Annotated in this window: 8 protein-coding genes and 2 tRNA genes; 5 read left to right on the top strand and 5 right to left on the bottom strand. The window is 67.7% G+C overall.

What is annotated here, in order from left to right:
* Positions 1–80 precede the first annotated feature (80 nt).
* Together TSO5_RS14960 and TSO5_RS14955 are read left to right on the top strand one after the other, a co-directional pair.
* Positions 81–155: transfer RNA gene (locus tag TSO5_RS14960), tRNA-Gly, on the top strand.
* A 29-nt stretch (positions 156–184) separates the two neighbouring features.
* Positions 185–259, top strand: a tRNA-Val gene (locus tag TSO5_RS14955).
* Between the two features lie 386 nt (positions 260–645).
* On the opposite strand, the gene TSO5_RS14950 is transcribed toward TSO5_RS14955, so the two are convergent.
* The 5 genes from TSO5_RS14950 to TSO5_RS14930 form a co-directional block, all read right to left on the bottom strand.
* A complete protein-coding gene (locus TSO5_RS14950) occupies positions 646–951 on the bottom strand; it encodes a PsiF family protein (protein ID WP_199230907.1) in 306 nt (101 codons plus the stop codon).
* Between the two features lie 174 nt (positions 952–1125).
* Positions 1126–1962: an aldo/keto reductase gene (locus TSO5_RS14945; RefSeq protein ID WP_109152305.1), complete on the bottom strand. Its 837-nt coding sequence runs from the start codon at positions 1960–1962 to the stop codon at positions 1126–1128.
* 101 nt (positions 1963–2063) lie between these two features.
* Positions 2064–3728, bottom strand: coding sequence for a nitrate ABC transporter ATP-binding protein (locus tag TSO5_RS14940; protein ID WP_109152304.1), 1665 nt, complete (start codon positions 3726–3728; stop codon positions 2064–2066).
* Positions 3729–3741: 13 nt separating this feature from the next.
* Positions 3742–4821: an ABC transporter permease gene (locus TSO5_RS14935; protein WP_109152303.1), complete on the bottom strand. Its 1080-nt coding sequence runs from the start codon at positions 4819–4821 to the stop codon at positions 3742–3744.
* Between the two features lie 162 nt (positions 4822–4983).
* Positions 4984–6378: a CmpA/NrtA family ABC transporter substrate-binding protein gene (locus TSO5_RS14930; RefSeq protein ID WP_109152302.1), complete on the bottom strand. Its 1395-nt coding sequence runs from the start codon at positions 6376–6378 to the stop codon at positions 4984–4986.
* An 802-nt stretch (positions 6379–7180) separates the two neighbouring features.
* Between TSO5_RS14930 and nirB the strand changes: the two genes are divergently transcribed.
* From nirB to TSO5_RS14915, 3 genes are read left to right on the top strand one after another with little or no spacing between them, the layout of a single operon-like run.
* Positions 7181–9694 (top strand): nitrite reductase large subunit NirB, encoded by a 2514-nt coding sequence (nirB, locus tag TSO5_RS14925; RefSeq protein WP_109152301.1) that lies wholly within the window; start codon positions 7181–7183, stop codon positions 9692–9694.
* A gap of 6 nt (positions 9695–9700) precedes the next feature.
* Entirely contained in the window at positions 9701–10078 is a 378-nt protein-coding gene (gene nirD, locus TSO5_RS14920) for a nitrite reductase small subunit NirD (RefSeq protein ID WP_199230906.1), read from the top strand.
* Positions 10071–12758: a nitrate reductase gene (locus tag TSO5_RS14915; RefSeq protein WP_109152300.1), complete on the top strand. Its 2688-nt coding sequence runs from the start codon at positions 10071–10073 to the stop codon at positions 12756–12758. The genes nirD and TSO5_RS14915 overlap by 8 nt, the downstream gene beginning before the upstream one ends.
* Positions 12759–12932: the final 174 nt, after the last annotated feature.

Here is a 12932-nt window from a genome sequence, read left to right as displayed (position 1 = left end):
CGGGTGTAGCTCAGTTGGTTAGAGCGCCGGCCTGTCACGCCGGAGGCCGCGGGTTCAAGTCCCGTCACTCGCGCCACTTTGCGGGCGTAGCTCAGGGGTAGAGCACAACCTTGCCAAGGTTGGGGTCGAGGGTTCGAATCCCTTCGCCCGCTCCATTACTGGAGCGACAGTTTTGGGTTCCCGTGGTCTCGTAGCTCAGCGGGAGAGCACTACGTTGACATCGTAGGGGTCACTGGTTCAATCCCAGTCGGGACCACCATCTCCAAGGCCTCAAGGTAACCCCTTGGGGCCTTGACCATTTTCAGATCCAGCTCGGCTTCGTTCCGACGCGCCGCGTACTTGCCCCGATTCTGTCAATCGGCTTCCACCGCATTGAGCCCGTCGCTGAGAATGGCGAAGGATTGCCACGAACTGCCGGTCCGCCTCGTTCGAGCGTTCCAGCCGGGCCTTCACCTTGCTCAATCCCGGCGGCAGATCCCACTCCCGGAACGGCGCGCCGTTGCCGGCGGACCTGCACAACAAGGTCCCTGACCTGGATGATGGCGAATGCTATGGTCGTCGCAATGCTCCAGGCAGCGGCGACCCGCTGCCGGATGGGTCTGCGTTTACGGCCCGCTCGTCCAAACGGGCAGCAAGCCTGGACGGTCAGCCCTTCAAGCAGCTGCTCATGAATGCCTTCCGGTCCTCGCCGGTTTTACCGGCTGCTTCGGCATTGCACTTCTTCATCTTTTCCTGTTGAGCCGTCACCGGCTTGGTGGGTTGGGCAGCCGCCTTATCCGAGAGGCAGGTGCTCATGAACGCCTTGCGCTCGTCACCTTTCAGGCTCTTGGCCGCCGCATCGGCGTTGCAGGTCTTCATCCTCTCCTGCTGCGCGGTCGCCGCGGTCGCCGCGCCCAAACTGGCGGCGAGCGTCACAGCCATGGTGGCAGCTGCAATCACGGACCTCAGCATCTTCAGATCCTCCCAGGAACACCGCCCCGTGCGAGGCATGTCGCGGCTGGTGAAGGATGTCACGGCCAGGATCAAAGCGCCAACGGGCGCATCGGGGGTATGATCTTGCTCCGGTTTGGTGGGGCAAGATCATTGGCGGCCTTCGTCATTTCCGGGCCCCTCAATCTTAAATCTTCAAATCATCGCCAGCGGCTGCTTGCGCTTGGGCGGTGGGAAGGCCTTGTCGATCTCCGCGATATCCTCGCCGGTCAGGGTCAGCTTCACGGCCTCGGCGTTCTGAAGAGCGTGGGCGGTGGTTCCCGCCTTGGGAATCGCGATCACGCCCTGCTGCCGCAAGGCCCAGGCAATCGCCACCTGCGCCGGGGTGGCGTCGTGGCGCTTCGCCACCGCCAGCAAGGCCGGGGAGCGCAGCAGGCGGCCGCCCTGGCCGATGGGGGAATAGGCCATCACCGGCATGCGCGCGGTGTGCTGGAAAGGCAGAAGGTCGTATTCGATGCCGCGATGTTCGGGGTTGTAGAGCACCTGATTGGCGGCGCAGCCGTGCAGGTCGGTAATCTCCGCCAGTTCCTCCAGATCGTCGACGTCGAAGTTGGACACGCCCCAGCGGGCGATCTTGCCGGCCTGGATCAGCGATTGGAATGCCTCCACCGTCTCCTCCAGCGGCACACCGCCGCGCCAGTGCAGCAGATAGAGGTCGATGCGGTCGATCCCCAGCCGCTGCAGGCTGCGCTCGCAGGCCTTCACCGTGCCGATGCGGGACGCGTTGCTGGGCAGGACCTTGGTGACGATGAACAGGCCGTCGCGGCGGCCGGCGATGGCCTCGCCGACCAGTTCCTCCGACGCGCCGTCGCCATACATCTCGGCTGTGTCGATCAGGGTCAGGCCGCGGTCGATGCCGGCCCGCAGCGCGGCGATCTCGGCGGCGCGGTCGCCGCGCCCCTCCGCCATCATCCAGGTGCCCTGGCCGAGAGCCGGGACCTCGGTGCCGTCCGGCAGGGTCACGCGCTTCATCTTGGTCTCCCTTGTCCGTCATGCCGAAAGACAACAAGCTGGTCCCGGAGGGCCAGCTTGTCGATGGATCTTCGGTGGGCTTTCCGGGGGATGGGACGGGGTTATGCCGCCTTTTTCGGCGCCCCGGCATGGCCGCCTTCCAGGAAGTTCAGCAGCTCTTCCCGGTAATCGTAATAGCGCGGGTGCTCCAGCAGGGCCTGACGGGTGCGGGGGTGGGGGATGTCGACGCTCAGGATGTGGCCGATCTTGGCGTTGGGGCCGTTGGTCATCATCACCACCCGGTCTGCCAGCAGCAGCGCCTCGTCGACGTCGTGGGTGACGCAGACGGCGGTAACCTTGGTGCGCGCCCACACCTCCATCAGCACCTCCTGCAGCTCCCAGCGGGTCAGGCTGTCGAGCATGCCGAAGGGCTCGTCCAGCAGCAGCAGCTTCGGCGACAGGGCGAAGGCGCGGGCGATGCCGACGCGTTGCTTCATGCCGTTGGACAGCTCCGACGCCTTGCGATCCATGCTGTCGCCCAAGCCCACGCGGGCGAGGTAATAGCGGGCGATGTCGGCGCGCTCGCCCTTGTTGGCATGGGGGAAGACGCGGTCGACGCCGAGCATAACGTTTTCATAGGCGGTCAGCCAGGGGAACAGGCTGGGGGCCTGGAACACCACGGCGCGGTCGGGGCCGGCGCCGTCCACCTCCTTGCCGTCCAGCACGATGCCGCCGCTGGTCACGTCGGCCAGCCCCGCGACCATCGACAGCACGGTGGACTTGCCGCAGCCGGAATGGCCGATCAGCGAGACGAACTCCCCCTTGCGCATCTTCAGGTCGAAGCCGTCGACCACGGTCAGCGGCCCCTTCGGCGTGGCGAAGGTCTTGGTCAGGCGGGTGAATTCGAGATAGCGGTCCTCCATCCCGCGTCCGCCCATCGCCTCGATATAGGCGGCGGGCGGCGGGGCGGCGGTGATCGGCTTCACGTCGGGTAGAGTAAAGCCGTCATCGCCGCCGGTGCCGCGGGCGACGCCGACCTCCATCAGATAGGCGGTGACCTCGGCGCGCAGCCGCTTGAAGTCCTCGTCATGGTTGACGGCGGTGCGGTCGCGCGGTCGGGCCAAGTCGACGGTGAAGGCGGGGCCCAGCGTCGCGTTCGGGCCGGGGGTCAGCGGGATGATGCGGTCGGCCAGCAGGATCGCCTCGTCCACATCGTTGGTGATGAGGATGACGGTCTTGCGGTCCTTGCGCCAGATCGCCTCGATCTCGTCCTGCAGCTTGGCGCGGGTCAGGGCGTCGAGCGCGGAGAGCGGCTCGTCCAGCAGCAGCATCTCCGGGCTCATGGCCAGCGCGCGGGCGAAGCCGACACGCTGGCGCATGCCGCCCGACAGCTCCTTCGGCCGGCGGTCGGCGGCGTGGCCGAGACCGACCGTCTCCACCGCCCGGCGGGTCAGCACGCCGCGCTCGGCCGACGGCTTGGCCGTGTGGACGGCGTCGACCGCCAGCGCGACATTCTCCTTCACGCTGAGCCAGGGCATCAGCGAATAGGACTGGAAGACCAGACCGCGCTCCGGACCGGGGCCGGTCACCGGCTTGCCGCGATAGAGCACCTCGCCGGCGTCCGCCATCGCCAGACCGGCGATCAGGTTGATCAGCGTCGACTTGCCGGAGCCGGAGAAGCCGACGATGGCGACGAACTCGCCCTCTTCGATCGACAGGTCGATGTTGTGGAGCACCGTCGTGCCGCCATAGGACTTCGACACGCCTTTCAGGTCCAGGATCGCCATGGTCGCGGTCTCCTTAGCGGGCGGGGCTGTGGCTGACGGCGGACTGGAGCGCCAGCATCACGCGGTCGAGCAGGAAGCCGATAAGGCCGATGGTGAAGACGGCGACCATGATCTTGGCGAGCGAGCTGGAGGAGCCGTTCTGGAACTCGTCCCAGACGAACTTGCCGAGGCCGGGGTTCTGGGCCAGCATCTCCGCCGCGATCAGCACCATCCAGCCCACGCCCAGCGACAGCCGCAGGCCGGTGAAGATGTAGGGCAGGGCGGACGGCAGCACGAGGCGGCGCACCATCGTGAAGCCCGACAACTGCAGCACCTTGCCGACATTCATCAGGTCGCGGTCGATGGAGGACACGCCGACCGCCGTGTTGATCAGCGTCGGCCACAGCGAGCACAGCGTGACGGTGATGGCGGAGGTCAGGAAGGACTTCTCGAACAGCGGGTCGCTGCCCGACACGGTGGCGCTGACCACCATGGTGACCAGCGGCAGCCAAGCCAGCGGCGACACCGGCTTGAAGATCTGGATCAGCGGGTTGATCGCGGCATTGACGGTCGGCGACAGACCGCTCGCCACCCCCAGCGGCACCGCCACCAGCGCGCCGAGCAGGAATCCGGTGAAGACGGTCTTCAGGCTGGTGACGATCTGGTCGAGGTAGGTCGGCTTGCCGGCATAGGGCAGGGTCTTCACCTCCGCCGCCGGGTTCTTCGCCAGCTTTTCGGCGTTGCGCTTTTCCTGGCGTTCGTAGAAGGCGGCTTCCTTGGCGCGCTCGGCCTTGTGGTCGGCGTAGAGGTTGGTGGCCTGCTCCCACACCTGAGCCGGGCCGGGGATGGCGCCGAGGCTGGTGTGGACCTGCGGGGCGGCCCAGCCCCAGGCGGCGAGGAACAGCAGGATGGCGGTCAGCGGGATGCCCATCTGGCGCCACAGCTCGATCCCCTGCTGGCGCGGGTTCTCGCCGGCGGCGAGCCGCAGCAGCGGCGCCAGCCAGCCGAGGCCGACGGTGGTCAGGACGGAGGCGATGCGGTTGAGGGTGTGGGCGCGCCGCGCCTTGCGCTGGGCGCGGGCGAGGTCGGCGGAGGTGTCGGTCAGGCTGGTCATGGCGGGGTGTCCCTTCGGCAAGGTCCCTTCTCCTCCCTGGGGAGAAGGTTAGGATGAGGGGGTTCGGCGCAGCCGAAGAGATCCTCAAAGCGGATCCCCCTCACCCCGACCCTCTCCCCGGGGGGGAGAGGGGGATTTGGCGGGTGGAAGTGATGCGGGCGCTCAGCCCCCCACCACCTGACCGCCTTCGACCTTCTGGTCGCCCTTCAGGCCGATGGGCTGCTTGGCGAGGTAGTCGTTGGGCTTGTGGCCGTCGTACGGGATGCCATCGATGAAGCCGGTGTCGACCGGCTTGTAGCCGTCGCTCTTCCACGGGAAGTCGGCCTCTTTCGCCTTGCCTTCCTCGACCAGCAGCTTGGCGGCCTGCAGGTAGATGTCCGGCTTGTAGACGCTGCGCGCGGTCTCGTCGTACCAGCTGTCGGGCTTGGCCTCGGCGATCTGGCCCCAGCGGCGCATCTGGGTCAGGTACCAGACGGCGTCGGAATAGAAGGGGTAGGTCGCGTTGTAGCGGAAGAAGACGTTGAAGTCGGGAACGTCGCGCTTGTCGCCCTTTTCATACTCGAAGGTGCCGGTCATCGAGTTGGCGATCACCTTGGCGTCGGCGCCTACATATTCGGACTTGGCCAGGATCTTCACCGCTTCGGCGCGGTTGGCATTGTTGTTCTCGTCCAGCCATTGGGCGGCGCGGATCAGCGCCTTGACCACGGCCAGATGGGTCTTGGGATTCTTCTTCGCCCACTCGTCGGTGACGCCGAAGACCTTCTCCGGATTGTTCTTCCAGATCTCGGTGTCGGTGATGACCGGCACGCCGATGCCCTTGACCACCGCCTGCTGGTTCCACGGCTCGCCGACGCTGTAGCCATAGATGGTGCCGGCCTCCAGCGTCGCCGGCATCTGCGGCGGCGGGGTGACGGAGAGAAGTGCGTCGGCGCCGATCTGGCCCGACACGTCGGTCGGGCTGTAGAAGCCGGGGCTGATCCCGCCGGCGGCCAGCCAGTAGCGCAGCTCGTAATTGTGGGTCGAGACCGGGAAGACCATGCCCATGTTGAAGGGCTTGCCCTCCGCCTTGTACTGGGCGATCACCGGCTTCAGCGCGTCGGCCTTGATCGGGTGGACCGGCTTGCCGTCTGGGCCGTTGGGCACATTGGCCTTCATCTTCCGCCAGACGTCGTTCGACAGCGTGATGCCGTTGCCGTTCAGGTCCATGGAAAAGGCGGTGACGATGTGTGCCTTGGTGCCGAAGCCGATGGTGGCGCCCAGCGGCTGGCCGGCCAGCATGTGGGCGCCGTCCAGCTCGCCGGAGATCACGCGATCGAGCAGGACCTTCCAGTTCGCCTGCGGCTCCAGCGTGACGGAGAGGCCTTCATCTTCGAAGAAGCCCTTTTCCACGGCGATGGCGAGCGGCGCCATGTCGGTCAGCTTGATGAAGCCGAGTTTCAGCTGCTCCTTCTCGACATCGAGCGGCGCGGCATGGGCAGAGACGCCTGCGGTCAGGGCGACGACCGCAGCGGCGGATGCGAGAAACTGGCGGAGGGTGGTGCGGGAGAACTGGGCCACGTCGGTTGCTCCATCTCTAATATCCGGGCCAGCGGCCGGGTGGGGCGACACCGGTTTCGAGCTTTGGCGATTTTCTGGGCAGGTCCCTGACTGGCTGTTTTTCGGGCAGATGGCTCTTGCGCACCTTGGCCATCGAAAGCGTCCAGCGGGATCGACCGGAAAAGCGTGTCGATACCGGGGTCGGCAACACTGCCGGGGGCTGGCCCATCATTGGACGCTTGGGATGCACGCACCGTCGTTGGCGCGTCTCTGGCCTCCCTCTTCGCAAACCTCATGCCAAAGGATGGGTTTTGCCGAAAATCGAGCCACACAGGTTGATTTTGCTGGCTATGACCCGGCGGAAGGTATGAAGAACCTGACAGGGCCGCGGTGTGCCTGCCGATTTTTGCGGCGCACACAAGCCCGCATGGTCATCCTTTGTGCAGCACCTAAGGATGATCCAAAAACAGGCACCTAGGTCTTGGGTGCGAATCCGGGGAGGACCCCGCGGAAACCCTGGAGTTTTCCGGCGCAGGCCCGTCGGTGCGGCGATTGGCACGCAGATTGCGAAGGAAGCGGCGAGACAACAGCGGGTGCCGGCAACGTCGTCGGTGCCCGCGACATCGGCCAAAGCCGTGCGACGACGTGCGGAATTGGCTCTGGTTCGACGACGAACCGCCCGGACAACGGCGTCCGAACAGGTCTGCACCCTCCTTCGCGATCCACTCGCGGGGCAGGGAGACGGCCCGTTCGGACGCCTTTCTTTTTGGCCCCGTGCCTGACTTTGCGGCAGGCCGGACACGATTGACGAGGCAGACGCGCCATGGACATGCATCTCTCATCGAACAACGGGCCCGTCGTTGAACTGAACGAGGCCGAACTGCGCACCGCCGGCCCGGCCAAGGAGCGGCTGGTGGTCGTCGGCAACGGCATGGCCGGCATGAAGACGGTGGAAGAGCTGCTGGCCAAGGCGCCGGGCCGCTACGAGGTCACCGTCTTCGGGGCCGAGCCGCATCCGAACTACAATCGCATCATGCTGTCGCCGGTGCTGGCGGGGGAAAAGACCTTCGACCAGATCGTGCTGAACAGCCGCGAATGGTACGACGCCAACGGCATCACCCTGCTGACCGGCGAGCCGGTGGAGGGCATCGACCGCAGGGCCAAGACGGTGGTCTCGCAGTCGGGCCGGGTCGTTCCCTATGACAAGCTGCTGATCGCCACCGGTTCCATGCCCTTCATCATTCCAGTGCCGGGATCGACCCTGCCGGGCGTCATCGGCTTCCGCGATCTGGCCGATGTCGACGCCATGCTGGCGGCGGCGGAGAAGGGCGGCCGGGCCGTGGTGATCGGCGGCGGGCTGCTGGGCCTGGAAGCCGCCAACGGGCTGCGGGTCAAGGGGATGGAGGTCACCGTCATCCACCTGATGCCGACGCTGATGGAACGCCAGCTCGACCCGTCGGCCGGCATGCTGCTGCAACGCGAACTGGAGCGCCGCGGCATCGAGGTGCTGACCGGCGCTGATACGGCCGAAATCGTCGGAGATGAGTGGGTCAGCGCGGTGCGACTGAAGGATGGGCGCGAGCTGCCGGCCGACATCGTCGTCATGGCGGTGGGCATTCGCCCGAACATGGCGCTGGGCAAGGCGGCCGGGCTGGAGTGCGGGCGCGGCATCCGCGTCGACGACCAGATGCGCACCAGCGACCCGTCGATCTACGCGGTCGGCGAATGCGTCGAGCATCGCGGCGTCACCTGGGGCCTCGTCGCCCCGCTGTTCGAGATGGCGAAGGTGCTGGCCCACGACCTCGCCGGTGGGGAGGGTGCCGCCTACACCGGTTCCGTCACCTCGACCAAGCTGAAGGTGACGGGCGTCGACGTGTTCTCTGCCGGTGATTTCTCGGGTGGGGCGGGGACCGAGGACATCGTGTTCCGCGATGCGGCGCGCGGCGTCTACAAGCGGCTGGTGCTGAAGGACGGCAAGCTGCTGGGCGCCGTGCTGTATGGCGACACCAAGGACGGCGCTTGGTACTTCTCGCTGCTGAAGGATGGCGCCGACGTGTCGGCCGAGCGCGACACCATGATCTTCGGGCAGGGCTTCGGCAGCGCCGATGCCGGTGACCCGAACGCCGCCATTGCCGCGCTGCCCGACTCTGCCGAGATCTGCGGCTGCAACGGCGTGTGCAAGGGCACCATCGTCAAGGCGATCACCGAAAAGGGCCTGACCAGCCTGGACGAGGTGAAGGCGCACACCAAGGCGTCGGCCTCCTGCGGCGGCTGCTCCGGCACGGTGGAGCGGCTGCTGGCGGTGACGCTGGGCGATGGCTTCACGGCGGCGCCGAAGGTCAAGCCGATGTGCAAATGCACCCACCACACCCACGACGCGGTGCGGGCGGCCATCGTGGAGCATGGACTGAAGACCATGGCCGAGGTGTTCCAGGCGATGGAATGGACGACGCCCGACGGCTGCGCGTCGTGCCGGCCGGCGCTGAATTACTACCTGCTGTGCGCGTGGCCGGGCGAGTACCGGGACGACTACCAGTCGCGCTACATCAACGAGCGCGCCCACGCCAACATCCAGAAGGACGGCACCTATTCGGTCGTGCCGCGCATGTGGGGCGGCCTGACCAACGCGGCGGAACTGCGCGCCATCGCCGACGTGGTGGACAAATTTGCCATCCCCACCGTGAAGGTCACCGGCGGCCAGCGCATCGACCTGTTCGGCGTGAAGAAGGAGGATCTGCCGGCGGTCTGGGCCGATCTGAACGCTGCCGGGATGGTGTCGGGCCACGCCTACGCCAAGGGACTGCGCACGGTGAAGACCTGTGTCGGGTCGGAATGGTGCCGTTTCGGCACGCAGGATTCGACCGGGCTGGGCGTGAAGCTGGAGCGGATGACCTGGGGCACCTGGACGCCGCACAAGGTCAAGCTGGCGGTGTCCGGCTGCCCGCGCAACTGTGCCGAGGCGACGATCAAGGATCTGGGCGTGGTGTGCATCGACAGCGGCTATGAGCTGCATGTCGGCGGCAACGGCGGCTTGCATGTCCGGGCCTGCGACCTGCTGGTCCGCGTTGCGACGGAGGAGGAGGTGTTGGAATACACCGGCGCCTTCATGCAGCTGTACCGCGAGGAGGCCCGCTATCTGGAGCGCACCGCGCCGTGGGTGGAGCGGGTGGGTCTCGACCATATCAAGGCGGCGCTGGTCGAGGATCCGGAGCGGCGCCGGGCGTTGAACGCGCGCTTCCTGTTCTCGCAAACCTTCTCACAGGACGACCCGTGGGCGGAGCGCGCCGCCAAGGGCGTCGACCGTCACGAATTCAATCTGCTCGCCGAAGTGGGGTAAGGGATCATGGACAGCATCATCATGGAAACCGTCTGGACCCAGGTCGGCAGCATCGACGACATCCCCGTGCTGGGGTCGCGCGTCGTCCGCACCCCCGACGGCGACATCGCCCTGTTCCGCACGGCGGCCGACGAGGTCTTCGCCCTGGAGGATGCCTGCCCGCACAAGCAGGGGCCGCTGTCGCAGGGCATCGTCCATGGCCGCCGCGTCACCTGCCCGCTGCACAATTGGGTGATCGAACTAGCGACCGGCGAGGCCGTCGCCCCCGACGAGGGCCGCACCGGCCATGTTCCGGTGCGGGTGGAGGGGCGCAGCGTCTCCCTCGCGCTCGGCGAGGCCAAGCTGTCGCGCGGCGGCTGCCGCAAGGCCTGCGGCCATGTTTGACGGAGCGGAGCCATCCTCCGGGCCAAAACGGGAGGTGAAGACCACCTGTCCCTATTGCGGGGTCGGGTGCGGGGTGATCGCGCGCGTTTCGGCCGATGGCGCCGTGACCGTGCGCGGCGATGCCGACCACCCGGCGAACCGGGGACGGCTCTGCTCCAAGGGATCGGCGCTCGCCGATACGCTGGTGCCGGATGGGCGGCTGCTGCATCCTGAAATCGACGGGCAGCGGGTGTCGTGGGACGAGGCGCTGGACGAGGTGGCCCGGCGCTTTTCCGACACCATCGCCAGGCACGGGCCGGACTCGGTGGCCTTCTACGTCTCCGGCCAGTTGCTGACCGAGGATTACTACGTCGCCAACAAGCTGATGAAGGGCTTCATCGGCTCGGCGAACATCGACACCAACTCGCGGCTGTGCATGGCGTCGTCGGTGGTCGGGCACAAGCGCGGGCTGGGCGCCGATGCGGTGCCGGGGACCTACGAGGATTTCGAATGCGCCGATCTGGTGGTGCTGGTGGGGTCGAACCTCGCCTGGTGCCATCCGGTGCTGAACCAGCGGCTGCTGGCGGCGAGGGCGGAGCGCGGCACGCGCATCGTCGTGGTCGATCCGCGGCGAACCGATTGCGTCGATGCCGCCGACAGCCATCTGGCGCTGAAGGCCGGCACCGACGCGGTGCTGTTCAACGGGATGCTGGCTTATCTCGACAGCCACGGGCATCGCGATGCCGGATACGTGGACGCCCATGCCGAGGGGGTGGAGGAGGCGCTGGCCGCCGCCCGTGCCGATGCGCCGGACATGGCGACGGTGGCCCGCCGCTGCGGGCTGGAAGAGGCGGAGGTCGCCGCCTTCTATGCCGAATTCGCGGCGACGGACCGGGTGGTGACGGTCTATTCGCAAGGCGTCAACCAGTCATCGCAGGGTAGCGACACCGTCAACGCCATCCTGAACCTCCATTTCCTGACTGGACGGATTGGGCAGCCGGGCTGCGGTCCCTTCTCCGTCACCGGGCAGCCGAACGCCATGGGCGGGCGCGAGGTCGGCGGGCTGGCGAACCAGCTTGCCGCCCATATGGGTTTCACGGCGGAAGAGGTGGAGCGGGTCGGCCGGTTCTGGCAGGTGCGGCGCATGGCGGACAAGCCAGGGCTGAAGGCGGTCGACCTGTTCCGCGCCATCGAGGCCGGCACGGTCAAGGCGGTGTGGATCATGGCGACCAACCCGGCCGTCAGCATGCCCGATGCCGGGCGGGTGCGCCGGGCGCTGGCGAAGTGTGAGACGGTGGTGGTCTCCGACTGCATCCGCGACACCGACACCGGCCGCTTCGCCCACATCCGCCTGCCGGCCAAGGGCTGGAGCGAGAAGGACGGCACCGTCACCAACTCCGACCGCACCATCTCGCGGCAGCGGGCCTTCCGGGATGGGGAAGGGGAGGCGCAGGCCGACTGGTGGATCGTGACGCAGGTCGCTCGGCGGATGGGCTTCGCCGATGCCTTTCCGTATGAGACTGCCGCGGCGGTGTTCCGCGAGCATGCCGCGCTGTCGAACTTCGAGAATGGCGGGACGCGGGCCTTCGACATCGGGGCGCTGAGCGGGCTGGACGATGCCGGTTACGATGCGCTGGCTCCCTTCCCCTGGCCCTGGCGCGCTGGGGGCGAGCCGCAGAAGCGGCTGTTCGGCGATGGCCGATTCTTCACCGCCGACGGGCGGGCGCGGATGCTGGCGGTCACGGCGAAGCCGCTGCCGCGCGCGGTGCCGGACGGGGCGCTGCTGCTGAACACCGGGCGCCTGCGCGACCAGTGGCACACGATGACGCGGACGGGCCTGTCGGCGCGGCTGTCGGCCCATGTGCCGGAGCCGCGGCTGGACATTCACCCGGCGGATGCGGCGGCGCGGGGCGTGGACGATGGCGGGCTGGCCCGGATAGTCACTGCGGCAGGAGAGGCGCTGGCGCGGGTCCGCGTCCGCGTCACCGATGCCCAAAGCGCGGGCACCATCTTCCTGCCGATGCATTGGACCGACCGCTTCACCGGCGCCTGCGTCATCGGCCGGCTGATCGACGACGAGGCGGTGGACCCGGTCTCCGGCCAGCCGGATCTGAAGCGGATGCCGGCGACGGTGGAGCCCTGGCGACCGGACTGGACCGCCTTCCTGCTGGCCCGCCGGCCGGTGGAGCCTGGGCATGGCGGCTATTGGGCGCGGCGGGCGGTGGCCGGCGGGCATCTGGTGGAGATGGCGGGGGTAGGGGCGATCCCCGATGTTGCGGGGTGGCTGCCCGGTCTCGACCCGGCCGAGGCGGTGGTGGAGTTCCGCGATGAGGCGCGCGGCGGTCTGCGGATGGCCTGGATAGATGACGACCGGCTGGATGCCTGCCTGTTCGTCGCCGCCGACGGGCGTCTGCCGCCGCGCGGCTGGCTGGCCGGGCTCTTGGAGGCGGACGGGCTGGACGATGGCGCGCGGGCCGGACTGCTCGCCGGGCGGGCGCCGGGTGCACAGGCCGATGAAGGGCGGATCGTCTGCGCCTGCTTCAGCGTCGGCATCAACCGGCTGGTGGGTGCGATCCGTGACCGCCGGCTGACCAGCGTGGCAGAGATCGGTGCGGCGTTGAAGGCCGGGACGAATTGTGGTTCCTGCGTGCCAGAACTCAAGGAGGTGCTACGTCATGCTCATCAGCGCGAAGTGGCGTGATGGTCTCGCGGCGTTGACGCGCCTCCTGGTCCCGCGTGTCGCGGGCGTCGGTGGCGGTGGCTCGCCCATTCCCCCTCTCCCCCCCGGGGAGAGGGTCGGGGTGAGGGGGATGCACATACTGGATTTTTGGGAAAGGGCCGCCGTGCGTCCCCCCCCCCCCCACCCCCCCCCCCC

This window comes from Azospirillum sp. TSO5, assembly GCF_003116065.1.
Classification (GTDB): Bacteria; Pseudomonadota; Alphaproteobacteria; order Azospirillales; family Azospirillaceae; genus Azospirillum.
Note: the sequence above shows the minus strand (reverse complement) of the source record. Positions and strands in the feature narration are given on the sequence as shown.

Bases quoted from the DNA above. Each gene is read 5' to 3' on its own strand.
- TSO5_RS14915 (WP_109152300.1), top strand. From the start codon at position 10,071: ATGTTTGACGGAGCGGAGCCATCCTCCGGGCCAAAACGGGAGGTGAAG.
- TSO5_RS14935 (WP_109152303.1), bottom strand. From the start codon at position 4,821: ATGACCAGCCTGACCGACACCTCCGCCGACCTCGCCCGCGCCCAGCGC.
- nirD (WP_199230906.1), top strand. From the start codon at position 9,701: ATGGACAGCATCATCATGGAAACCGTCTGGACCCAGGTCGGCAGCATC.
- TSO5_RS14950 (WP_199230907.1), bottom strand. From the start codon at position 951: ATGCTGAGGTCCGTGATTGCAGCTGCCACCATGGCTGTGACGCTCGCC.
- TSO5_RS14945 (WP_109152305.1), bottom strand. From the start codon at position 1,962: ATGAAGCGCGTGACCCTGCCGGACGGCACCGAGGTCCCGGCTCTCGGC.
- TSO5_RS14940 (WP_109152304.1), bottom strand. From the start codon at position 3,728: ATGGCGATCCTGGACCTGAAAGGCGTGTCGAAGTCCTATGGCGGCACG.
- nirB (WP_109152301.1), top strand. From the start codon at position 7,181: ATGGACATGCATCTCTCATCGAACAACGGGCCCGTCGTTGAACTGAAC.